Genomic DNA, 23,818 nt, shown 5'->3' on the forward strand with positions numbered 1-23,818 from the left:
CCGCAGTCCCGAAGGAGCCACCCGTGTCCGAAGCGCCCGCCGTCGTCAAATGCCTGGTCTGGGATCTCGACAACACCCTGTGGCGGGGAACCCTGCTGGAGGACCCCGAGGTCTCCCTGCCCGACGAGATCCGCCGCACCATCGTCGAGCTCGACTCCCGGGGCATCCTCCAGTCCGTGGCCAGCAAGAACAACCACGACCACGCCTGGAAGCAGCTGGAGGCCCTCGGCGTAGCCGAATACTTCGTGCTGCCGCAGATCGGCTGGCACCCCAAGTCCCATTCGGTGAAGGAGATAGCGGACCAGCTGAACTTCGCGCTGCCCACCATCGCCTTCATCGACGACCAGCCCGCCGAGCGCGCCGAGGTCACGTACCACCACCCGGAGATCCGCTGCTACGACGCCGGCCAGGCCGCGGCGCTCACCCGGCTCCCCGAGTTCAGCCCCGCCGTCGTCACCGCCGACGCCGGCCGCCGCCGCGACATGTACCAGGCGGGCTTCCGGCGCACCGCGGAGCGCGAGAGCTTCGCCGGCCCGGACGAGGAGTTCCTGCGCTCCCTGGAACTCGTCATGGACATCAAGCGCGCCGACGCCGCCGACCTCACCCGCGTCGAGGAGCTCACCCTCCGTACGAGCCAGATGAACGCCACCGGCGTGCACTACTCCGACGCCGACCTGCGCGCCCTGCTCGCCGACCCGGGCCACGACGTGCTCACCGTCACCCTCACCGACCGCTTCGGCCCGCACGGCGCGGTCGGGGTGCTGCTGCTCGGCTATCACGAGCGGGTCTGGCATCTGAAGCTGCTGGCCACCTCGTGCCGGGTGGTGTCATTCGGCGCGGGTTCGGTGCTTCTCAACTGGCTGATCGACGGGGCCGCGGCGGCGGGCGTGCACCTGGCCGCGGACTTCCGGCGGACGGACCGTAACCGGATGATGGAGGTCGCCTACCGGTTCGCCGGGTTCACCGGCGACGCGTGCGAGTGCCTTGCCGAGCTGCCGGACGCTGACGGCGACCGGGCCGGGATCGAGTTCCGCCACCTGGTGGCCGAGTCGCGTCCGGGCCCCACGACGATGAGTGTGGCCGCTCCCGTCCTCGGCTCCGCCGGTGCTCAGGGGCGGCCGAGGATGCCCCTGTCGTAGCCGGCCGCGACCGCCGCGGCGCGGTCCTTCACGTCCAGCTTGGCGTAGATGTGCTGCAGGTGGGTCTTCACCGTGGCCTCGCTGATGAACAGCTTGGCCGCGATCTGGCGGTTGGAGGTGCCGCGGGCGACGAGCAGGAGCACCTCGTGCTCGCGGCCCGAAAGCGTCTCGTCCACGACCGCGGTCGGCTCGCGTACGGCGGTGACCAGCCGGGACGCGACCGCCGGCGACAGCACGGCGCGGCCGTCGGCGGCGGCGCGTACCGCCGCGAGCAGCTCATCCCGGGGCGCGTCCTTGAGCAGATAGCCGGTCGCGCCCGCCTCGATCGCCGGGATCGTGTCGGTGTCCGTGTCGTACGTGGTGAGCACCAGGACCCGGGACCGCGCCCCGCGCCGCTTCAGCTCGGCGATGGCGTCGACGCCATTGCCGCCGGGCATCCGCAGGTCCATCAGGACGACGTCGGGGTCGAGGCGGACCGCCAGGTCCACGGCCTCGACCCCGCTGGACGCCTCCCCGAGGACCGTGAACCCGTCGGCGGCGGCGAACATGCCGCGCAGCCCGTCCCGTACGACGGGATGGTCGTCCACCAGCAGCAATGTGATGTCAGCCATGTCGCGCCCATGGTACGGGAGAGGGGTCAGTCGAGCAGGTCGGGCTGGGTGCGGACGATGTGGTCGTAGAGCGGCTGGAACTGCATCCAGCCGGCCTCGTCCATGCCCGTCTGGTCGTACGTCAGCTTGGCGTACTCGGGGCTGATCGGCCGCGTTTCGCCGGCGGCCTTGGCCGCGAGCTGGGTCTGCGCGGAGCGTTCCATGGTGATGTACCAGTACGCGGCGGAGTCGACGGACTTGCCGACCGTCAGATGCCCGTGGTTCCTGAGGATGATGGCCTTCTTGTCGCCGAGCGTGGCGGCCAGCCGGTTGCCCTCGTCGACGTCCTCCAGCACGCCGCTGTAGTCGTCGAAGGACGCCTGGTCCTGGTAGAAGACGGCCGCGTCCTGGGTGAGGGGCTCGATGAACTGGTCCGTGGCCGAGAGCGCCTTGCCGTAGATGGAGTGGGCGTGGGCGGCCCCGACGACCTCCGGCCGGTGCCGGTGGATGCAGGAGTGGATGACGAAGGCGGGCTTCGCGATGGGGTATTTGCCCTTCAGCACATTGCCCGCCTCGTCCACCAGCGACAGGTCGCTGACCTTGACGTGCGCGAAGGGGATGAGGAACGGGTTCACCCAGAAAAGGTGGGGGAACTCCGGGTCGCGGGCGCTGATGTGACCCGCCACCCCCTCGTCGAAGCCGAACTCGGCGAAGAGGCGGAGGGCGCCGGCGAGCCGCTCCTTGCGGTAGCGGCGCTCCTGCGCGGGGTCCTCGTAGCCGGAGGGGAGCTCCGGGGAGTAGTTGGCGGCGAGCACCTCGTCGGGGATGGGCTCGAGGCCGTCGAGGGTGAGTTCTTCGCGGGGGATGCTCACGAGGCGGCCTCGGCCTTCTCCTCGGAGGCCCCGGCGTCCGCGTCGGCATCGCCGTCGGCCGCCGCGGGCTGGGCGGGGACGCTGAGGCCGGGGATGGTGACGTCGGGGATCGCCTTGACCGTCTCGAAGCCCGCCTCGATGGCCTCGGCGAGGGTGTCGGCGACATCGTCCTCGAAGGTGAGCTTCGTGACGGCCACGTCCGCGTCGGTGGGGAGGACCGCGTCGGCGAAGGCGATGCTCGCGGTGCTCTTCTCCTTCAGGGTGACGGTCTCCTGCTCGGTGACTTCCCGGTTCAGCGTGAGCGAGAAGTGGTGTCCCATGGTTGCTGCTCCTTAGGTGGGTTGACGGTCGGCGGGCCGTAGCACGAGGTGCTCGGCGGCGTTCCGCTCGACTGCTTCCGGGGTGTAGACGAGTGGGAAGGTCCCATTTCCTGCCCAGAGTTTGTGCAGGTCGCCGTAGTGCGGGCTGGTGGGGTCGCCGGACTGGCCGGGGGCGTTGATGGCGCGGGCGGCATCCCAGTCGCCCACGTCGAGGGCCATCCGGAAGACCGGGCCGACCATCTGCTGGAGGTTGGTCAGGTTGTAGGCGGAGTGCTGCACGGTCTGGTACGAGCCGCCGCGTGCCGTCGGGCCGAAGGTGTCGCCCAGCGGGTGGCGGAAGGTGTGGGTGTGCAGGTCGCCCCAGCGCCAGGCGGCCGGGTCAGGGCCGAGGGCGTCGGTGAGGATGCCGTACGCGGCCGGCAGGCTCTCCAGCAGCAGCCGGTCCCGCACCTTGGCGCCGTCCTGGCCGAACCACTTCTCCGGCTCGGCGAACGACTCCAGCATGAGCCCGACCTCGGGGACGGCGAAGAATCCCGGGTTGCCCGCGCTCTTGGGGGCGACCTCCTTCAGCCACGCCGACCGGAGGATGGCCATGCTCCAGATCTCGAACAGCGCGGCCCCCGCGGAGTCCTCGGCGATGACGCCGTCGAAGTCGCGGAGGATCCGCAGCGCCTCCCGGGTGTCGGGGTCCGTGGAGTCCAGGGAGCCGAGATAGGGCACCAGCTGCTGGGCGTAGAGCGACGTCTGGTCGGTCTGGAGGTCCAGCGAGTCCTTGACGGTGGCTTTCCCGGCGGCCGAGAGGACCTGGTCGAGACGGTCCTTGCGGAACCGCGGATGCCACTCGTAGGTCGGCGTCACGGAGTGGCCCTCGGGAAAGTTGTAGTCGTTGGCCGAGGCGAAGTAGCCCTGCCGCGGGTTGCGCGCGCTGGGCATCTCGTCCTGGCGGTGGAAGCCGTCCCACTCGTACCGCCCGTCGCCCGGCACCGGCAGCAGCCCGTCGTAGCCGTCCCCTTCGCGGCGCGGCGTCAGCCCCGCCGGGGTCCAGCCGATGTTGCCCTTGGTGTCGGCGTACGCCAGGTGGGAGCCGGGGGTCTTCCAGTCCTTCAGGCCGCTGGTGAAGTCCTCGGAGCTCTCCGCCCGCTGGAAGGCGAGGCTGCCGAGATACGGGGAGGTGCCCGGCTCGCTCCACACGGTGCGGACGGCGTAGGCGCGGTTCTTCTCCTCGTCCACCCGGACGACGGGGCCGTGCCGGGTGAAGCGGAGGGTGGCCCGGGCCGGGGCGGCGCCCTCGACCGGCACGTCCTCCTGGACGGTGTCGAACGACTCCCAGCCGTCCCGGTAGCGGTAGCGGGTGGGGTCGTCGGGGTCCAGCTCGTAGACGTAGAGGTCGTTCTGGTCGATCGGCATGTTGGTGAGGCCGAACGCGACGTGCCCGTTGTGCCCGAAGCTCACCCCGGGGTTCCAGGGCTCGCCGGCACCGATGACGTCGATGCCGGGGGCCGTCAGGTGGACGAGGTAGCGGCCGGCCGGGGCGGCGGTGCTGGCCCGGTGCGGGTCGGCGGCCAGGATGGGGCGCCCGGACGCGGTCCGTTCAGGGGCGAGGGCCCAGGCGTTGCTGCCGCCGGCCGCGCCCGCGAGCGCGTCGGCGGAGGGGTCGGTCGGCTGCGCCTCGCCGTCGGCGAAGGCGACGCCCGCCGTCGCCAGGTCGTAGGTCGCCAGCACATCCGCGGGGATGTCGCAGGGCTCAAGACCCGCCGGGATGCGGGGCGTATGGGCCGGCTCCAGCTTCCTCAGCGCCTTGGTGGCGTCGATGCCGTCCGCGCAGGTGATCTGGGCGCGGGCCAGCTCGCTGCGGAGGTTGTCGCCGAGGGCGTGGGTGCGGATCCGGACGAGGTCCTCGGGCCGCCAGCGGGCCGGCCGGTAGCCGAGCTTCTTGAACTCCGGCGGCAGGGCGTCGGGGTGCTCCGCCAGCCAGTCGACATAGGCGTTGATGCCGGCGGCGAACTCGGTGGCGACCGCGCGCGTCCCCGCCGGGTAGCTCTTCCACTCCCGGTCCATGCCGCCCCGGTAGAGGAAGAGCCGCGAGGCGGTGTCCTGCGCCACGTAATCGGGGCCGAGCACCTCGCTGAGCTCGCCGAGCCCGTCGCGCCGCCAGGTGTCGATCTGGAAGAGCCGGTCGCGGGCCGCGGTGTAGCCCTGCGCGAAGAACAGGTCGTCGCTGTTCTTCGCGCGGATGTGGGAGACGCCCCACGTGTCGACGGTGACGTCGACCGGGCGGTCGAGGCCGGGTACGTCGAGAGCTTGCCGGCCCGCCTCGCCGCCGGTGGCCGGGCCGGCGCCGATCAGGGGGGCGCTGAGACAGGCCAGGGCGAGAAGGGCGCCGTACGACCGTTGCATGAAGAGATCGTCGTGCCCGCACGCGGAGGGGCGGAACCCCTAACTGCCCCACCCTTCACGGGCGGAGCAGGGGCACCTGCGCCGAGACCGCCGTGCCGTAACCGGGCTCGGACTCGATGCTGAGGGAGCCGGCGACGCGCTCGGCGCGGGAGCGCATCCCGGCGAGGCCGAAGCCGCCGGCCCCGGTGCGCTCCGGCACCCGCAGCGGGTCGAAGCCCCGGCCGTTGTCGCGTACGTCCAGCGTCACCTCGCTGTCCATATAGCTGAGGGTGACGCCGACGCGGGAGGCGGCTGCGTGCTTGGCCGCGTTGGCCAGCGCCTCCTGGGTGATGCGCAGGAGCGTGGCGGAGAGCTCGCCGTGCAGCTCCACGGCATCGCCGGCGAGGGTGAACTCCGCGTGGATGCCGTTCTGTTCCCCCCACCGGTCGACCGAGTTCCGCAGCGCCTGCGGGAGCGTGTCGTGGACCAGGCCCACGGGAGACAGGTTCTGCACGGAGCGGCGGGCCTCGCCCAGGCTGTGCCGGGCCAGGTCGGCGGCGCGGTCGACGTGTTCGTGCGCCGTGGCCGGGTCGGAGGTGCCCGACACGACGTGGAGCTGGGTGATGATGCCCGTCAGGCCCTGCGCGATGGTGTCGTGGATCTCCGCCGCCAGCCGTCTGCGCTCCTCCTCGATGCCCGCCTCCCGGGCCTGGACGAGGAGTTTGGCCTGGAGGGTGGCGTTCTCGTCGAGCGCCCGCTGCAGGGCCCTGTTCGTACGTTCGAGCTCGTCGATGGTCTCGGCCCTGGCGGCCGACCGCTCCTCCTCGTGCTGGACGAAGTAGGCGATCATCGTCAGCAGCGCGTTGTTGACCAGGAGCAGCCCGGCGAACAGGGCCCACTGCCCGGCGTGCTTGAAGGGCACCCCGCCGGCCTGGGCGGCGGCCAGCGGGAGGGAGGAGGCGAATGCCCCGGCCTTCCGCCAGCGCTTGTCGGAGATCAGCTCGTTGTTGTCGATGTAGCCCGTGGCCGCGTAGAACGCGAAGAACGGGTTCAGCCAGGTGAGCACCACGCTGATCGCCCAGCGCAGCGTGAAGTACGTGGCCGAGGTGGCGTCCGGGCCCGTCCGTAGCCGACGGGCCCTTCCCCACCACAGCTGCAGTACGAGAGCCGTGACGACCAGCGCGCCGGTGGCGATGCGCTCACCCGTGGTGGACGTCAGCTCCAGGTTGGCCGCCGACAGCAGCACGCCGGTGGCGAGCAGCCAGTACGGATGCCACCTGAGGAAGGTCGCCCAATGCCGGTCGAGATCAGCGTCCGCCGTCGTCATGGCCTCAGTGTGCACGGTCGTTCCCCTACTCCCAGCGGAACCAGCGGATGGCGGCGGCCGAGGAGACCACGGCCCACACGGTGAGAACGATCAGATGCGACCAGGCGGGCCAGTCGCCGGCGGCGGCCTGGTCGAGGGCGGTGGCCGCGGCGCCGAAGGGCGTGAACTCGACGATGTTGGCGAGCACGTCCGGCATGGCCTGCACGGGAATCCACAGGCCGGTGCAGAACAGCGCGGGGAAGTACACCGCGGTGCCGATGCCCGTCGCGTGCTTGGCGGTCTTGGCCAGAGCCGCCACCACGGCGCCCATGGCGAGACTGGCCGCTGCGGCGAGCAGCAGCGTCACCGCGTACCCCGCGGCCTCGCGCGGGAACGCCACGTCGTAGGCGAGCCGGCCGGCGACCAGGCACAGGGCCGCGGACACCAGAGCCATCACCCCGTTGAGCCACATCTGCGTGGACAGCAGGGTGGAGGGGCGCACCGGGGTCGTCGACATGCGCCGCAGGATGCCCAGTTCGCGGTAGCTGGTCAGGATCGGCGGGAAGATCTGCAGGGCGGCCGTGATCAGCGAGATCAGCACCACCACCGGCACGTAGAGGTCGATGACCCGCAGGCCGTCGAGGTCCTTGTTGACCTCCCGGAACGACGGCACGAGGCCGAGCACCAGAAGCAGTAGGGGCGGGAAGGCGATGGAGATGATGTTGGAGAGGTCACGCCGGTAGAGCCTGATCTCGGTGCGCAGCACCGCGGCGCGGGCGGAGGGGCCGCCGGAGACGGTCGGCATCGTTGGTGTCGTCGTTTGCTGGGTGGTCATGTCGCTGCTCCTGTCGGGGGGCGGTCGGCGGGGCGCTGCGGGTCACGCTTTCGTCAGGTCGAGGAAGGCGTCCTCCAGCGTCGCTTCGGTGACCCGGAGCTGGTGAGCCTTGATGTTGCTGCGGGCGAGGAAGTAGATCACCGCGTTGACGGTCTCGTCCGTGCCGGTGAGCGCGATCCGCTCGTCCCTGATCTCGATGCTCGCCTGTCCGGGGAGCGCGGCCAGGACCTCGTGGTTGATCGGCTCCGACGGGGTGAAGGAGATGAGCGTGTTCCCAGCCGAGCGGTCGATGAGCCCGTCGGGGGTGTCGAGCGCGCTGACCCGGCCCTTGTTGATGAGGGCGATCCGGTCGCAGAGCCGCTGCGCCTCCTCCATGAAGTGCGTGACGAGGATGACGGTGACGCCGCTGTCGCGGACGTCCTCGATCAGCGACCAGGTGTCGCGGCGGGCGCGCGGGTCGAGGCCGGTGGTCAGCTCGTCGAGGATGACGACGCGGGGGGAGCCGATGAGGGCGAGTGCGATGAACAGCCGCTGCTTTTGTCCGCCGGACAGCTTGCCGAAGCGGGTGTTCAGCTTGGCGGCCAGGCCGAGCCGCTCGGCGAGCGGCCGCCAGTCGAGCGGCTGCGGGTAGAAGGCGGAGTACAGCTCGAGCGCCTCGCGCACGGTGAGCTTGGCCTGGAGGGCGCTCTCCTGCAGCTGGGCGCCGAGAATCCTGGTGACCTGGTCGTGATCGGCGATCGGGTCGAGGCCCGCGACCCGGATGCGGCCGGAGTCGGGCACCCGCAGGCCCTCGACGCACTCGACCGAGGTCGTCTTTCCGGCGCCGTTCAGGCCGAGAATCCCGAAGATCTCGCCCTCCTCCACGGTGAAGGAGACGCCGTCGACGACGGTCTTGCTGCCGTAGGCCTTGCGGAGGTCGCTGACTTCGATGATGGGCCCGCGGCCCGTCCTGGGGATGCTCGCTGTGGTCATGCGGAAAGCGTCGCGCGCGGGCCGCCCCCGCCACATCGCCCATCGAGCTACGAAGCGGAATCAACCGATCGGTTGATCGCGGTACGCCATGCGAGGCCGTCGCTCAGTCCCGACGTGCGGCATCGCCGGCCAGCCGCTTCCGGTCGATCTTCCGGTTGGCGTTCAAGGGGAACTCGCTCACATGCCGGAACGCCTTCGGCAGTATCGCCTCGGGCAGCCGCACGGACAGCGCGCGGCGCAGCGTCGCCGGGTGCACCCGGTCGCCGGTGTAGTAGACGACCAGCTCAAGACCGCCGCCGGGCGCCGGGCGCGTCACCGTGGCCGCGTTCTGTATCCCCGAGCACTGCCGTACGGCATGGTCGACCTCGGCCAGCTCGACGCGGACGCCCTGTATCTGCACTTGGGAGTCCATGCGGCCGAGATAGGCCAGCTCGCCGTCGGCCAGGCGGCGCACCCGGTCGCCGGTCCGGTACCAGCGGCGGCCGTGCCGCTCGAAGAAGCGGCCGGCGTCGTCCGCGGCGTCGAGATAGCCGGGGGTGAGCTGCGGCCCGGATATGCACAGGTCGCCCTCGGCCGGGGATTCCTTCTCCCCGTCGAGCAGGAGAAGCTCGTGGCCGCTGTGTACGCGGCCGATCGGGACCACGTCGTTGACCGCCCGGCTCGCCGAGGTCTCGGGCGACCAGCGGTGTCCGGCAATGGTGATGGTCAGCTCGGTCGGCCCGTAGAGATTCTCCACATGGGACCGGGGCGCGGCGGCCTGCCAGGCGGCGGCGTCGCCGCACAGCAGCGCCTCGCCGGCGAAGAGGCTCCACCGGAGCGTCGGCATGGCGCCCGGCGCCAGGCCGCCCACCCGCTGGGCGAACGCGATGGCGCTGGGCACGGAGAACCACACGGTCATCCGCCGCTCGGTGACGAACGCCGGGAGGTCCCGGTGCGCGGCCGGCGGGATGGCGTGCAGGGCCGCCCCGTGGCCCCAGGCGCAGAACAGCTCGAACATCGCGCAGTCGAAGTTGAGGCCGAAGTACTGGGAGAAGACGTCGCCGGGCCCGAAGTCGTAGCGCTCGTCGAGGAGCCGGAAGTAGTGCCGGTTGGCGGCGTGGGTCACCGGCACGCCCTTGGGGCGGCCGGTCGAGCCGGAGGTGAACAGGATGTAGGCGACGTCGGAGGGCCGGACGGCGGTGGGGGTGTCCAGCGGGGGCGCGGCGGCGGCCTCGTCCAGTACGGGCAGATCGAGGCCGGTCGCCGAGAGGGCGGCCCGGCCCGTCGCGTCGGCCACGACCGTACGGACGTCGGCGGCGGTCAGCATGGAGCGGAGGCTCTCGGCGGGGAAGCGGGGGTTGAGCGGCACGACCGTCGCGCCCGCGTAGAGAGCCGCCAGCAGTCCGACGTACGCGGTGATGCCCTTGTCCGCCAGCACGGCGACCCGGTGCGGGCCGCTCCCGGCCCGCGCCGCCAGCGCCCCGGCCTGGTGCAGGGCGAGCTCGTGCAGGGTCTCGTAGGTCACGCTCAGGTCGTCCACACGCAGCGCGGTCCGGTCCGGCGACAGCGCCAGGCCGCGGAGGAAACGCTCGTGCAGGCCGACTCCGGCAGTGGGTGTCTCGGTCATTTCCGGTCTCCGCGAGAAGAATGGGGTGGCTAGGGGTGCCGACGGGTGCGGGGTGGGGATTAGGTTTGCCGCTGAGAAGTGCGAGTTAATAGGGGAGTCGATATGTGGGACGCATCGTTCGAGCAATTGCTCCGCAAGCATCTTTCCTTGCTGGAGGCGGGCGATGTGCTCACCGCCGATGCGAATCTGAAGGACTTCGGCCTCGATTCGATGGGCGTGGTCGAGTTGCTGTCCGCCCTGGAGGCGGCGTACGAGGTGCGCTTTGTCGACGACGCCCTTCGTATCGACAACTTCGCCACCCCCGGGGTCCTTTGGGACACGCTCACGGCCATGCGCTCATGACCCGGGCCCGGCGAACGCGTAGCGCCGGCGCGGCCGCATGGCCGTCTCCGGCTTTACGGCGGTCACGTCGAAGGCGCCGGTCATGATCTCCACCCGGCCCCACAGCGCGTCCTGGCCGGGGACGTAAACCCGCCGGACGTCCAGCGCCTTGAGGGTGTCGACGACCGCCGGCCACCGCACCGGCCGCGTCGCCGCGTCCAGCAGCATGTCCCTGACCCCGGCCGCCGTCTCCACCAGCGAACCGTCGTGGTCGGACACCAGCGGCACGCGCGGGTCGGAGAAGGCGACGCCGTCGAATACCTCGGCCGCCATCTCCTCGCGGAGCTCGCCGAACGCCGGCGAGTGCATCGGCGGCCGCATGACGTACAGCGGCAGCCCGCCCGCCGCCCGCAGCCTGCCCTGCAGCCAGTCCAGTACGCCCTCGCGCACCGACAGCAGGTGGAAGTCGTGGTCGACCTGGCAGGCCACCTCGTTCCACTCGCCGCGCGCGTCCAGCTCGGCGCGGAGGTCGGCCAGCGGGTCCGCCGGCACCCGGGCGAACGACTGCGTGACGATGTCGCGGTGTTCCCGGGCGAAGTACGCGTCCGCACGGCGCCCCCACTCGGCGGTCAGGACCACCGCCGCCTCGAACGACAGCGCCCCGGCCTGCACCGCGGCGGGCGTGCCGCCGAAGCTGGCGCCCGCGCAGGCGACCGGCCGCAGGCCGTGATCGGCGACGGCCCAGTCGGCCAGCGCCAGACAGCCGACCAGGTACGAGATCCGCGCGGGCTCGGGGAACGCCGCCTGGCCGCCGCGGGCTTCCGCCTCCCGGTACCGGTCGATGACGGAGTAGCCCAGCACCCGGTCGGCCTCGGCGACGAGCCGGCGTGCCGCCGGATGCGCCGTCAGGAAACGCGCCGAGTCGGCAAGCGTAGTCGGGCCGATTCCGGGAAAGACAATCGCCGAGTTTCCCTCCGCCATTCCGACTCCCCGGTTCGTGTCAATTGCCGGTCAATTGCCGGATATTCTTGTGGCCGCCGCTCGCATGGCATAACCCCTAGGGCCCCCTAACCAATGGCCGGGTGATCGGCGGTTCTTGTGGGGAGTAAATGCCCTCTGTTAGAAAAAATGCGCTCTGCGGGACACAGTCCGCCAGTTGGTCAGCATCGAAGGGTGGCGTGTGGACAACCTCCGGACGTATCTGCTGAACCTCGACCTCGACGGACCCGGGACGGCACCCCACCGCCCCGCCGTGATCCAGGCCGCGCCCGGCGGCGGCCTGGAGACCGTCACGTACGGCGAGCTCGCCGCCCGCACCGACCGCTGCGCCGCCGCGCTCGACGCGCTCGGGCTCGACGTCGGCGACCGGGTCGTCATCGAGTCCGACACCAGCGCCGATGCCGTGGCGACGCTCCTGGCCTGCGCGACGCTCGGGCTGCCCTTCGTTCCCGTCAGCCCCGGACTGCCGGACGAGCGGCTACGGGCGATCATCGCCGCCGCCGAGCCCGCGCTGTACCTCCAGGCCGTGGACGGTGAGCGCACCGGCGTCCCGGAGCCGGTGGGCACCGGCCGCTTCGGAGGCCCCGCAGGCCTGACTCTCGAGCGCGCGCCGGCCCCGCCAGGTCCGCGCCGCCGCCGCGTCGTGACCCCCGTCGACACCGCGTACATCATCTTCACCTCCGGCACCACGGGCCGCCCCAAGGGCGTCGCGATGAGCCACCGCGGGGTCGTCTCCTTCCTCCGTGGCGTACGGGCCTCCGACTTCCTCACCGCCGAGGACCGCGTCGCGACCACCGCGCCGCTCCAGTTCGACTTCGCGCTGTTCGACATCGGATTCGCGCTCAGCCACGGGGCGGCGCTGGTGCCCGTGCCGCGCGACCGGCTCAACTGGCCGCGGCGCTTCCTGTCGTTCCTCCACGAGGCCGAGGTGACGCAGGTCGACGCCGTCCCCTCGCTCTGGCGGCCGGCGCTGCGCCACGAGCCGGACCGCCTGGCCGAGCTCGGCGAGAGCGGAGCCGTGCGCGGCGTCCTTTTTACGGGGGAGGCGTTTCCTCCGGGCGAACTGCGCGCGCTGCAGGAGCTGTTGCCGAAGGCCCGCTTCATCAACCTCTACGGACCCACCGAGGCGATGGCCGTATCCGTAACGGAGCTGCCGAACCCGCTGCCGTCCGACGCGCAACGCCTGTCGATCGGCGCCGCGATCCCGGGCGCCGAGGTCACGCTGATCGGCGCCGACGGCCAGGTGGTGACCGAGCCCGGTCCGGTCGGCGAGATCTATCTGCGCAGCACGTCACTCTTCACCGGCTACTGGAACGACCCGGAGACCACCCGCACCACCCTCGTCCCCGACCCGCTCGACCGCGCGTCGGGCCGGGTGGTGCTGAAGACCGGGGACCTGGCGTCCATCGGCCCGGACGGCGACCTGTACTTCCACGGCCGCGCCGATTCCCAGGTGCAGATCCGCGGCAACCGGGTCGAGCTCGGCGAGGTCGAGCTGCGTGTCGCCGCCTTCCCCGGCGTCACCGGCGCGGTCGCGACCGTGACGACGCAGGAGGACGGCGAGACGCGGCTGCACGTCTTCATCACCCGCGCCGCCGGGGCGCCGGCACCGGACGCCAGGGAGGTCAGCGCCTTCGTCCGCGCCGCGCTGCCCGCCTACATGGTCCCGCACCACCTGCACGCGCTGGACGCCTTCCCACTGTCCCCCAACGGCAAGGTCGACCGCGCGGCGCTGCGCGCCCTCGCGTCGTCGTGACCCTCACCACCCACACCGCTCGCCCTCGCTAGGGAGTACGTCCATGACCGAGCACACCAGGGCCGCGATGCTGGAACTGGTGCTGGCGCAGACCGCCGAGGCACTGCACGCCGTCGACCCCGACGCCCACCCGGACCCGGCCACCGTCGTGGCCGCCGACCGGCCCTTCCTCGCCCTCGGCCTGGACTCGCTCGGCCTGCTCCAGCTGCATCGGCGGCTGACCGCGGAGCTGAGGATCGAGCTGCCTGTCACGGTGGGCTTCGACCATCCGACGCCGGTGGCGCTGGCTGGGCATCTGGCGGGTTTGGTGTACGGCACCGAGGCGGGCGGCGGTGCGGAAAGCGGCCCCGCGGATTCAGCTGTACGTTCTTCCGTCGCCTCCGACGAGCCCATCGCGATCCTCGGCATCGGCTGCCGCTACCCCGGCGGCGTGGCCGCGCCCGACGACCTGTGGCGGCTGCTGGCGGACGGCACCCACACCCTCTCCGACTTCCCCGCCGACCGGGGCTGGGACCTCGACCGCCTCTACGACCCGGACCCCGCGGCCACCGGCGCCAGCTACGTCCGGCACGGCGGATTCCTGCCGGACGCCGCCGACTTCGACGCTGGCTTCTTCGGGATCAGCCCCAAGGAGGCCCAGGCGATGGACCCCCAGCAGCGGCTCCTGCTGGAGACCTGCTGGGAGGCGGTCGAACGGGCCGGCATCGACCCGGGCGGCCTGCACGGCAGCAGTTCCGGCGTGTTCATCGGCGTCGAGCCGCACGAGTACGGGCCCCGCACCCACGAGGCGCCGGACGGCGCCGACGGCTACGCGCTGCTGGGCAACCTGCCCAGCGTGGTCTCCGGCCGCGTCGCGTACACCCTCGGGCTGGAGGGCCCGGCCGTCACCGTCGACACCGCCTGCTCAGGGTCGCTGACCGCGCTGCACCTGGCGGTGCGGTCGCTGCAACGCGGGGAGTGCGGGCTGGCGTTGGCGGGCGGCGTCACCGTGATCTCCAGCCCCGGTACGTTCACCACCTTCAGCCGGCAGCGCGGCCTGGCGCCGGACGGGCGGATCAAGGCGTTCGCCGCTGCGGCCGACGGCACCAGCTTCGCCGAGGGCGCGGGCGTGTTCGTCCTGGCCCGGCTCTCGGACGCGCTGCGCGCGGGGCACCCGGTGCTGGCCGTGGTGCGCGGCACCGCCATCAACCAGGACGGCGCCTCCAACGGCCTGACCGCCCCCAGCGGCCTTGCCCAGCAGCGCGTCATCCGCCAGGCGCTCGCGGACGCCGGCCTCGCCGCCGGCGAGGTCGACGCGGTGGAGGCGCATGGCACCGGAACCATGCTCGGCGACCCGATCGAGGCGCGGGCGCTGATCGCCGCGTACGGCAGCGGGCGCGAACCCGCGGCGCCGCTGTGGCTGGGCTCGGTGAAGTCCAACATCGGTCACACCGGTGCCGCGGCGGGGGCCGCCGGCATTATCAAGATGGTGCTGGCGATGCGGCACCGTACGCTGCCGCGCACGCTGCACGTCGATGAGCCGACGCCGCACGTCGACTGGTCGGCGGGGACGGTCCGGCTGGCGACCGAGCCGGTGCCCTGGGAGGCGGGGGAGCGGCCGCGCCGGGCCGGGGTGTCGTCGTTCGGCGTCAGCGGCACCAATGCCCACGTCATCATCGAGGAACCTCCCGCCGCCACGGCGCACCGCGGGGGAGGTGCGGCTGACGGCCAGCCGGGCGACGGGACGGCCGCCGACGGGACGGCCGCCGACGGGACGGCGGCCGACCGCCCCGTGCCGGTCGTGCTGTCGGCGCAGGACGGCCGGGCGCTGGCCGACCAGGCCCGGCGGCTCCTGCCGACCGCGGCCGACGCCACCGCCCTGGACGTCGCGTACTCCACCGCCACCACCCGCGCCGCGCTGCGGGAACGCGCCACCGTGATCGCCGCCGACCGCTCCGAGTTGGTACGTACCCTCACCGCCCTCGCCGACGGCACCGAAGCGCCCGGTCTGGCCCGCGGCACGACCCTGGCCACCGGCCGCACCGCCTTCCTCTTCACCGGCCAGGGCAGCCAGCGCCCCGGCATGGGCCGCGAACTCATCCGCGCCTTCCCGGTGTTCGCCGAAGCGCTCCAGGAGGCCGCCGACCACCTGGACGTCCATCTCGAAGAGCCGCTGGGCCGGGTGCTCCTCGCCGCCCCCGACTCGCCGCACGCCGCGCTGCTCCACCAGACCCGGTACGCGCAGGCCGCCCTCTTCGCCGTCGAGACCGCCCTGTTCCGACTGCTCGACTCCTGGGGCGTCGCCCCCGACCTGCTCGCCGGACACTCCGTCGGCGAGATCGCCGCCGCGCATGCCGCCGGCGTCCTCACGCTGGCGGACGCGGCGCTGCTGGTCGGCGCGCGGGGCACGCTGATGCAGGAACTCCCCGCCGGCGGCGCGATGATCGCCGTACAGGCCACCGAGGAAGAGGTCGCGGGGCTGCTGACCGAGCAGGTGAGCCTCGCCGCCGTCAACGGGCCCGCGGCCGTGGTGCTCTCCGGCGAGGCCGAGGCCGTGACGGCCGCCGCCGCCCACTTTGCGGCGCAGGGCCGCAAGACGCGGCAGCTGAGCGTCTCGCACGCCTTCCACTCGTCGCTGATGGACCCGATGCTCGACGGCTTCCGCCGCGTCGCCGAGAGCCTGACGTACGCGCCGCCGCGGATCCCCGTCGTGTCCAATCTGACGGGGGAGCCCGTCAGCGCGTACGACGCCGACTACTGGGTGCGGCATGTGCGGCAGCCCGTACGCTTCGCCGACGGCATGCGCTGGCTGGAGGCCCACGGGGCCACCACCTACCTGGAGTTGGGGCCCGACGCCGTCCTGTCCGCGAGCGGGCGCGGGTGCCTCACCGACGAGGGTGCCGACGTCGTGTTCACCCCGCTGCTGCGCGCCGGGCACGATGAGGAGCGGCAGGCCGTGACCGCGCTCGGCCAGGCGCATGCGCGCGGTGTCGGCGTCGACTGGGAGGGCTTCTTCGCGGGCCGCGGGGCCCGCCGGGTCGAGCTGCCCACCTATGCCTTCCAGCGCACCCGGTACTGGCTGGACGCCGAGCCCGCGCCCAGCACCCTCGGGCATCCGCTGCTGGACACGTCCGTCAGCCTTGCCGGCTCCGAGGCGCTGGTGCTCACCGGGCGGCTGTCGACCCGTACGCATCCGTGGCTGGCCGATCACGTCATTGCGGGCACGGTGCTCTTGCCCGGCACTGCGCTGGTCGAACTCGCCATCAGGGCTGGTGACGAGGCGGGTTGCGGGGGGTTGGAGGAGCTCACGCTCCAGGCGCCGCTGGCGCTCGCGGCCGCGGAGGAGGTCGATCTCCAGGTCTCCGTCGGACCCCCTGATGCGGACGGCCGCCGCTCCGTGGACGTCCACTCCCGCCCAGCCGCGAGTGAGTCGGGGTGGACCCGGCACGCCACCGGGCGGCTCGCAGAGCAGGGTGCCGCGCCTGCGGCTGCCGCGGCTGCCGCGTGGCCGCCACCCGGCGCCGAACCGGTCGATGTCGAGGACCTCTACGAGCGGCAGGCCGCGCAGGGTTACGCGTACGGGCCGGCGTTCCGCCGGGTGCGCGCCGCGTGGCGCCGGGGGGAGGAGGTCTTCGCCGAGGTCGCCGCGGACGAGGCAGGAGCCGAACGCTTCGGCCTCCACCCCGCATTGCTGGACGCCGCGCTGCATGCCTTCGAGGCGCCGGAGGACGACGGGCAGGTACGAATCCCGTTCGCCTGGCTCGGCGTCGAGCTGCACGCCGCCGGTGCCACGGCGGTCCGCGCCCATGTGACCCCGGCGGGCGCTGACGCCGTCTCGGTGCGGCTGACCGACGCCGCGGGGGCGCCGGTCGCCACCGTGGAGTCGCTCGTCCAGCGGCCCGTGCCGGAGAGCGGCCTGGCCACCGGCGGAGGGCGGGGCGGCAGGTTGCTGCGCGTCGGCTGGACCGAAATCCAGCCCCCGGCAGAGCCGGACGCGGCCGCCGAGGCCTTCTCCATTGCGTACGTACCTGACGACCTCCCCGGAGGCTCCCCCGCAGAGGCCGCGCGTGCGGCAACCGGCCACGTACTGGCGCTGCTTCAGGAAGCGCTCCGCGCCGACACCCCCCTCGCCATCGTCACCCGCGGCGCCGCCGACGACCTGACCCTCGCGCCCGTCCACGCACTCGTACGCGCCGCCCAGGCCGAACACCCAGGCCGATTCGCCCTGCTCGACACCGACCGGGACCTCCCGGAACGCGACCTGCGCACCGCCCTCGCCGCAGGCGAACCGCAGCTGTCCCTGCGCGACGGCGCGGCGCACGCCCCGCGCCTCGCGCCGGTGCCCGTGCCCGTACCCGACGAGCCGCCCGTCGCCCCCTGGAACCCGGACGGCACGGTCCTGATCACCGGTGGCACCGGCGGACTCGGCGGCCTGGTCGCCAGGCACCTCGTGCGCAGCCACGGCGTCAAGCACCTGCTGCTCACCGGCCGCCGCGGCGCCGACGCCCCCGCCGCCGCGCAACTGGCCGCGGAACTCGCCGCACTGGGCGCGTCAGCGACCATCACGGCCTGCGACGCCGCCGACCGGACAGCCCTCGCCGCCGTGCTGGACGCCATCGCCCCCGACCGTCCGCTGACCGCCGTCGTACACACCGCGGGCGTCGTCGACGACGGCACCGTCGCCACGCTCACGCCCGGGCAACTGCGCGCCGTCTTCCACGGCAAGGCCGACGGCGCCTGGCACCTGCACGAGCTGACCAGCGACCTTCCGCTGTCGGCGTTCGTCCTCTTCTCCTCCGCCGCCGGCACTCTCGACGCGGCCGGGCAGGGCAACTACGCCGCCGCCAACGCCTTCCTCGACGCCCTCGCCGAACACCGCGCAGCCCGCGGCCTCCCGGCGACGTCCCTGGCGTGGAACCTGTGGGCCGGCGACGCCGGCATGGGCGCCCGCCTCGACGAGGTGACCCTCCGCCGCGCCGCCCGCTCCGGCCTCCCGGCCCTGAGCGCCGAGGACAACCTCGCCCTCCTCGACCAAGCTCTCCGCACCGACGCCCCCACCCTCGTGCCGCTGCGCATCGACGCCCCCGCACTCCGCGCCCGCCCCCAGGGCGTACCGCCGGTGCTGCGCGGCCTGGTCCGCCAGCCCACCCGCCGGTCCGCCACCACCGCGGCCGGTGGCGGAGGCACCCTCGCCGAGCGGCTCGCCGGACGGCCCGAAGCCGAGCAGGAACGCCTCGTCCTCGACCTGGTGCGGACGCAGATCGCGACCGTGCTCGGCCACGCCGACGCGACCGCCATCGACCCCCGCCGTGCCTTCTCCGACCTGGGCTTCGACTCGCTCGCCGCCGTCGAGCTGCACACCGCGCTCGGCACGACGACCGGGCTCCGCCTCACCTCCACCCTCGTCTTCGATCACCCGACGCCGAAGGCGCTGGCCGGGCACGTACTCGACAAGGCCCGCGGTGCCGCACCCGCCACCGCGCCGCCCTCAGCGGTACGGGCCACGCCCGCCGACGAACCCATCGCCATCGTCGCGATGTCCTGCCGCTACCCCGGCGGCGTCACCACCCCCGAAGACCTCTGGCGGCTCGTCGCCGAAGGCACCGACGCCATCACCGGCTTCCCCGACAACCGCGGCTGGCCCACCGACGAGATCCACGACCCGGAACCCGGCCGCCACGGCCGTACGTACACGCGCGAAGGCGGCTTCCTCCACGACGCCGCCGAATTCGACCCCGCCTTCTTCGGCATCAGCCCCAAGGAAGCGCAGGTCATGGACCCGCAGCAGCGCCTCCTCCTGGAACTCGCCTGGGAGGCCCTCGAACGCGGCGCCATCGACCCGCTGTCCCTGAAGGGCAGCGACACCGGCGTTTTCACCGGCGTCATGTACCACGACTGGGCGCCGCGTACCGCGGACGTCCCCGAGGACCTCGCCGGCTTCGCCGGGCGCGGCGGCATGGGCAGCGTCGCGTCCGGGCGCGTGGCCTACACCCTCGGGCTCGAAGGACCGGCCGTCACCGTCGACACCGCCTGTTCCTCCTCCCTGGTGGCGCTGCACTGGGCGGCGCAGGCCCTGCGCTCGGGCGAGTGCACGCTCGCCCTCGCCGGCGGCGTCACCGTGATGGCGACGCCGGAGACCTTCGTCGAGATGAGCCTCCAGCGCGGGCTCGCCCCGGACGGCCGGTGCAAGGCGTACGGGGCGGACGCCGACGGCACCGGTTGGGCCGAGGGCGCCGGACTGCTGCTGCTGGAACGCCTGTCGGACGCCGAGCGCGCCGGGCACCCCGTACTCGCCGTGATCCGCGGCTCGGCCGTCAACCAGGACGGCGCGTCCAACGGCCTCACCGCGCCGAACGGGCCCGCCCAAACGCATGTCATCCAGAAGGCGCTCGCCCTCGCAGGCCTCACCCCGGCCGACGTCGACGCCGTGGAAGGCCACGGCACCGGCACCACCCTCGGCGACCCCATCGAGGCGCAGGCGCTGATGGCGGCGTACGGCCAGGACCGGCCCGCGGACGCTCCGCTGTGGCTGGGTTCGATCAAGTCCAACATCGGCCACACCCAGGCCGCCGCGGGCGCCGCGGGCATCATCAAGATGGTCATGGCGATGCGGCACGGTTCGCTGCCCCGCACCCTGCACGCCGACACCCCGTCCCCGCACATCGACTGGACCGAGGGCGACGTCCAACTCCTCACCGAGGCCCGGAAGTGGACGACGGACGGACGCCCGCGCCGCGCCGGCGTCTCGTCCTTCGGCGTCAGCGGCACCAACGCCCACGTCGTCATCGAGGAGCCGCCGCCCGCCGCCCCCGCCGCCCCGCGCGGCGCCCGGCCACCAGCCGCCGCGCTGACCGTGTCGGCCCACTCACCCGAGGCCCTGACCGCCCAGGCGTCCCGTATCGCCGCCCACCTCCGCGACCACGCCGACGCCGACGAACTCGACATCGCCGCCACCCTCGCCCGCGGCCGCGCCGCCCTCCAGCATCGCGCCGTCGTCGTGGACACCGACCGCACCGGCCTGCTCGCCGGGCTCGACGCGCTGGCCGCCGGCACCCCGTCGGCCGCCGTCGTCGTGGGCGAGGCGCGCGGCGACGGGCGTGCCGTATTCGTCTTCCCCGGGCAGGGCTCCCAGTGGCCGGGCATGGGCATCGGACTCCTCGACCACAACCCGGCGTTCACGACCCGCCTCGGCGAGTGCGCCAAGGCCCTTGAGGCGTACGTCGAATGGGACCTGCTCGACGTGCTGCGCGGCGCGCCCGGCGCTCCGCCGCTGGATGCCGTCGACGTGGTGCAGCCGGCGCTGTGGGCGATGATGGTGTCGCTGGCGGAGGCGTGGCGCGCCGCTGGTGTCGAACCGGCCGCCGTCGTCGGCCACTCCCAGGGTGAGATCGCTGCCGCCTGCGTCGCCGGGGCGCTGTCCCTGGACGACGGGGCGCGGGTCGTCGCCCGCCGGAGCCAGGTCATCCGCGATGAGCTGGCGGGTCGTGGCGGCATGTTGTCCGTAGCGCTGCCCGCTGACCGCGTACGAGAGCACCTCGCCGACGCCGCCGACCTCCACCTCGCCGCCGTCAACAGCCCCCGCTCCGTCGTCGTATCCGGCGCCCCCGACGCCCTCGAAGCGCTGCGGTCCAGGCTCGACGACGACGGCGTACGGACCCGCCGGATCCCCGTCGACTACGCCTCCCACTCGGCTCACGTCGCCGAGATCCGCGACCGGCTGCTCGCCGAGCTGGACGGGCTGACGCCCCGTACCGCAGCCGTCCCCTTCTACTCCACCGTCACCGCCGGGCAGCTGGACACCGCCGGGCTCGACGCCGAGTACTGGTACACCAACCTGCGCCGGACCGTCCGCTTCGAGGAGACCAGCCGGGCGCTGCTCGCCGACGGTTTCGAGCTGTTCGTGGAGGCCAGCCCGCACCCCGGGATGCTCGTGGGTCTCGGCGAGACCGCCGAGGCGGCCGGCGCGGCCGCCGGGCTCGTCGGCACGCTGCGCCGCGATGCCGGGGGGCCGCGCGCCTTCCTCACCTCGCTCGCCGAGGCGTACATCCGGGGTGCGAGCGTCGACTGGGGCACGCACCTCGCGGGCAGCGGCGCCGGTCATGCCGACCTGCCGACCTACCCCTTCCAGCGCCACCCGTACTGGCTGACCGCGCCCCAGCACACCGGCGACGCCGCGGCGACGGGCCAGGTCGCCACCGGCCACCCGCTGTTGGGCGCGGCCGTGCCTGTGGCGGGCGCGGGCGGCGTGCTGCTCACCGGACGGCTGTCGCTCGCCGCCCAGCCCTGGCTCGCCGGGCACGTCGTCGGCGGCACGGTCATCCTCCCGGGCACCGCCTTCGTGGAACTGGCCATCAGGGCCGGCGACGAGGTCGGCCGCGGCGCCGTCCAGGACCTGACACTTGAGGCACCCCTCGTCATCCCGGCGAGCGGCGGCGTCGCCGTCCAGGTCCATGTCGCCGCCGATCTGCGTACGGTCGTGATCCACTCCCGGCCCGACGGCGCCCCCGCCGACGCCCCCTGGGTACGGCACGCCACCGGCACGCTCACCGGCACCGGTGCGGAACCCGCCCCGGAGGCCACGGCCTGGCCGCCGCCCGGCGCGGAGCCGGTCGACCTGACCGGCTTCTACGAACGCCTCGCCGCCGAGGACGGTTTGGCGTACGGGCCGGAGTTCCAGGGGCTGCGCGCGGCGTGGCGGGCTGCGGGGGACACGGTGTTCGCGGAGGTCGCGCTGCCCGCCGACGCCCTCGCCGAGGCTCCTCGGTTCGGGCTGCACCCGGCCGTGCTCGACGCGGCGCTGCACGCCACTGCCCTGTTCGATACGGGCTCCGACCGGGTCACCCTCCCGTTCGCCTGGACCGGCGTCGACCTGCACGCCTCGGGGGCCGCCGCGCTCCGGCTGCGGCTGACCCGGCGCGGCGAGGACGAGTTCGCGCTGCGGCTCAGCGACACCGAGGGCCGCCCTGTGGCCGCCGTCGAATCGCTCGTCCTGCGCCCGGTCGCCGACGCCCCCGCGGGCGAGCGTCCGGCGTCCGCCGGGGCCGCCAGCGATGCGCTGTACGCGCTCGAATGGGTCCCCGCCGCACGGGATGGCAGTCCCGCGCCCGTGGACGGCAGTCCCGCGCCCGCGACCATCGTGCACCGCTGCGCCGGTGGTACCAGCGCGGCCGCCGTGCACGCGGAGAGTGCCGCCGCGCTCGCCCGGATCCAGTCCTGGCTCGCGGACGACCGGCCCGGCGCCGACCGGCTGGCGATCGTCACCCGGGGCGCCGTGTCCGTGGCCGGGGAGGACATCACCGACCTCGCCGGTGCAGCCGTCTGGGGGCTGGCCCGTACCGCGCAGACGGAGAACCCCGGCCGGATCGTGCTGATCGACCTGGACCCCGAAGGACCGGAAACGGGCCCCGGCGGGCCCGACGCCCTGCTCGCCCCGGCACTCGCCACCGGCGAGCCCCAGCTCGCCTTCCGCTCCGGCACGCCCCACCGCCCACGCCTGTCCCGCGTCCCTGCCGTACGACCCGGCGCCGCAGCCACCGAATTCGGCGACCAGCCCGGCAGCGTCCTGATCACCGGCGGCACCGGCACCCTCGGCGGGCTCGTCGCCCGGCACCTGGCGACCGTCCACGGCGTGCGCGACCTGCTGCTCACCAGCCGCCGCGGCCCCGAGGCCGCCGGCACCGCCGCCCTCGCCGCCGAACTGGCGGGCAGCGGCGCCGACGTCGAGGTCGTGGCAGGCGACGCCGCCGATCGCACCGCGCTTGCCGCCGCGCTGACCGGCCGTACGCTCACCGGAGTCGTCCACACGGCAGGCGTACTCGACGACGGCACCCTCCCCTCACTCACCCCGGACCGGCTGGCCGCCGTGCTACGGCCCAAGGTCGACGCCGCGGTGAACCTGCACGACCTCACCGCCCACCAACCCCTCACGGCGTTCGTGCTGTTCTCCTCCGCCTCCGGCGTCACCGGCGGCGGCGGGCAAGGCAACTACGCGGCGGCGAACACGTTCCTGGACGCCCTGGCGACCCACCGGCGCGCGCAAGGCCTCCCCGCGCAGTCGCTGGCCTGGGGCATGTGGGAGCAGAGCAGCGGCATGACCGGTGACCTCAGCGCCGCCGACCTGTCCGCGCAGCGCAGCGACGGCGTGCTTCCGCTGCCCACCGGCCAGGCCCTGGCGCTGATGGACGCCGCGGGCACGCTCGACCTGCCGCTCGCGGTGCCGATCCAGCTCGACCTGACCGGCCGCGACCGCTCCGATGTGCCGTACGTGCTGCGCGACTTGGTGCCCGCCCCGGCCCGCCGTACCGTCGAGGCCGCCCCCTCCGAGCCCGCCGAGGGAATCCGCGAACGACTCGCCCGCCTCGCTCCCGCCCGCCGCGAACAGACGCTGCTGGAGCTGGTACGCACCCACGCCGCCGCCACTCTCGGCTATGCCGGCGCGGCCGCCGTCGACCCCGGGCAGTCCTTCCGCGACATGGGCTTCGACTCGCTCGCCGCCGTCCGGTTCCGCAACAGCATCGGCGAGGCCGTCGGCGAACGCCTGCCCGCGACGCTGGTCTTCGATCACCCGAACGCGCTCGTGCTGACGAGGCACCTGCTGGAGGAGATGGGGCTCGCTGACTCCGGCCCTGATCAGGAAGCCGAAGAGGCCGATACTGGGCAGGACTTCGAGAACCGGGCGGCGGAGATCGAGAGCATGAGCCTGGACGACCTGCTGCGCGCCGCCGGACGCCCGGGCGACCCGGCCTGA

At 73.4% G+C, this 23,818-nt stretch carries 13 protein-coding genes; 4 read left to right on the forward strand and 9 right to left on the reverse strand.

Going from position 1 to position 23,818, the window contains the following annotated elements:
- The first annotated feature begins 23 nt into the window (after window positions 1-23).
- On the forward strand, window positions 24-1,139 hold the full coding sequence (locus ACNNMR_RS36245) for an HAD-IIIC family phosphatase (protein ID WP_419998934.1): 1,116 nt from the start codon (window positions 24-26) through the stop codon (window positions 1,137-1,139).
- On the opposite strand, the gene ACNNMR_RS36250 is transcribed toward ACNNMR_RS36245, so the two are convergent.
- From ACNNMR_RS36250 to ACNNMR_RS36285, 8 genes are all read right to left on the reverse strand, one after another.
- Window positions 1,109-1,750 (reverse strand): response regulator, encoded by a 642-nt coding sequence (locus ACNNMR_RS36250; RefSeq protein WP_419998935.1) that lies wholly within the window; start codon window positions 1,748-1,750, stop codon window positions 1,109-1,111. The two genes, ACNNMR_RS36245 and ACNNMR_RS36250, sit on opposite strands and share 31 nt — an antisense overlap.
- A gap of 26 nt (window positions 1,751-1,776) precedes the next feature.
- Window positions 1,777-2,556, reverse strand: coding sequence for a class II aldolase/adducin family protein (locus ACNNMR_RS36255; RefSeq protein WP_420000608.1), 780 nt, complete (start codon window positions 2,554-2,556; stop codon window positions 1,777-1,779).
- 41 nt (window positions 2,557-2,597) lie between these two features.
- Window positions 2,598-2,921, reverse strand: a complete 324-nt coding sequence (locus ACNNMR_RS36260) for a hypothetical protein (RefSeq protein ID WP_419998936.1) — start codon at window positions 2,919-2,921, stop codon at window positions 2,598-2,600.
- 12 nt (window positions 2,922-2,933) lie between these two features.
- Window positions 2,934-5,318: a penicillin acylase family protein gene (locus ACNNMR_RS36265; RefSeq protein ID WP_419998937.1), complete on the reverse strand. Its 2,385-nt coding sequence runs from the start codon at window positions 5,316-5,318 to the stop codon at window positions 2,934-2,936.
- Window positions 5,319-5,373: 55 nt separating this feature from the next.
- Complete coding sequence (locus ACNNMR_RS36270; RefSeq protein WP_419998938.1) at window positions 5,374-6,624, reverse strand: sensor histidine kinase; 1,251 nt, start codon at window positions 6,622-6,624, stop codon at window positions 5,374-5,376.
- 25 nt (window positions 6,625-6,649) lie between these two features.
- A complete protein-coding gene (locus ACNNMR_RS36275; protein ID WP_419998939.1) occupies window positions 6,650-7,438 on the reverse strand; it encodes an ABC transporter permease in 789 nt (262 codons plus the stop codon).
- Between the two features lie 42 nt (window positions 7,439-7,480).
- Window positions 7,481-8,410, reverse strand: coding sequence for an ABC transporter ATP-binding protein (locus tag ACNNMR_RS36280; protein WP_419998940.1), 930 nt, complete (start codon window positions 8,408-8,410; stop codon window positions 7,481-7,483).
- A gap of 103 nt (window positions 8,411-8,513) precedes the next feature.
- A complete protein-coding gene (locus ACNNMR_RS36285; protein ID WP_419998941.1) occupies window positions 8,514-10,016 on the reverse strand; it encodes an AMP-binding protein in 1,503 nt (500 codons plus the stop codon).
- A 102-nt stretch (window positions 10,017-10,118) separates the two neighbouring features.
- On the opposite strand from ACNNMR_RS36285, the gene ACNNMR_RS36290 reads away from it, so the two are divergent.
- Window positions 10,119-10,358, forward strand: a complete 240-nt coding sequence (locus ACNNMR_RS36290) for an acyl carrier protein (RefSeq protein WP_419998942.1) — start codon at window positions 10,119-10,121, stop codon at window positions 10,356-10,358.
- Here the strand turns inward: ACNNMR_RS36290 and ACNNMR_RS36295 are convergent.
- The gene (locus ACNNMR_RS36295; protein WP_419998943.1) at window positions 10,353-11,318 is read right to left on the reverse strand and encodes an ACP S-malonyltransferase; all 966 of its coding nucleotides are present in this window, start codon (window positions 11,316-11,318) and stop codon (window positions 10,353-10,355) included. The two genes, ACNNMR_RS36290 and ACNNMR_RS36295, sit on opposite strands and share 6 nt — an antisense overlap.
- A gap of 199 nt (window positions 11,319-11,517) precedes the next feature.
- Between ACNNMR_RS36295 and ACNNMR_RS36300 the strand changes: the two genes are divergently transcribed.
- Both ACNNMR_RS36300 and ACNNMR_RS36305 read left to right on the forward strand, forming a co-directional pair.
- A complete protein-coding gene (locus ACNNMR_RS36300) occupies window positions 11,518-13,092 on the forward strand; it encodes an AMP-binding protein (RefSeq protein ID WP_419998944.1) in 1,575 nt (524 codons plus the stop codon).
- Between the two features lie 43 nt (window positions 13,093-13,135).
- Window positions 13,136-23,818, forward strand: a complete 10,683-nt coding sequence (locus ACNNMR_RS36305) for an SDR family NAD(P)-dependent oxidoreductase (RefSeq protein ID WP_419998945.1) — start codon at window positions 13,136-13,138, stop codon at window positions 23,816-23,818.

Source organism: Streptomyces boninensis (assembly GCF_048572725.1).
In the GTDB taxonomy this organism is placed as follows: Bacteria; Actinomycetota; Actinomycetes; order Streptomycetales; family Streptomycetaceae; genus Streptomyces; species Streptomyces boninensis.

Excerpts from the sequence above, each read along its gene's own strand:
- ACNNMR_RS36260 (WP_419998936.1), bottom strand. The coding sequence starts at position 2,921 with ATGGGACACCACTTCTCGCTCACGCTGAACCGGGAAGTCACCGAGCAG.
- ACNNMR_RS36250 (WP_419998935.1), bottom strand. The coding sequence starts at position 1,750 with ATGGCTGACATCACATTGCTGCTGGTGGACGACCATCCCGTCGTACGG.
- ACNNMR_RS36270 (WP_419998938.1), bottom strand. The coding sequence starts at position 6,624 with ATGACGACGGCGGACGCTGATCTCGACCGGCATTGGGCGACCTTCCTC.
- ACNNMR_RS36285 (WP_419998941.1), bottom strand. The coding sequence starts at position 10,016 with ATGACCGAGACACCCACTGCCGGAGTCGGCCTGCACGAGCGTTTCCTC.
- ACNNMR_RS36275 (WP_419998939.1), bottom strand. The coding sequence starts at position 7,438 with ATGACCACCCAGCAAACGACGACACCAACGATGCCGACCGTCTCCGGC.
- ACNNMR_RS36265 (WP_419998937.1), bottom strand. The coding sequence starts at position 5,318 with ATGCAACGGTCGTACGGCGCCCTTCTCGCCCTGGCCTGTCTCAGCGCC.
- ACNNMR_RS36280 (WP_419998940.1), bottom strand. The coding sequence starts at position 8,410 with ATGACCACAGCGAGCATCCCCAGGACGGGCCGCGGGCCCATCATCGAA.
- ACNNMR_RS36305 (WP_419998945.1), top strand. The coding sequence starts at position 13,136 with ATGACCGAGCACACCAGGGCCGCGATGCTGGAACTGGTGCTGGCGCAG.
- ACNNMR_RS36295 (WP_419998943.1), bottom strand. The coding sequence starts at position 11,318 with ATGGCGGAGGGAAACTCGGCGATTGTCTTTCCCGGAATCGGCCCGACT.
- ACNNMR_RS36290 (WP_419998942.1), top strand. The coding sequence starts at position 10,119 with ATGTGGGACGCATCGTTCGAGCAATTGCTCCGCAAGCATCTTTCCTTG.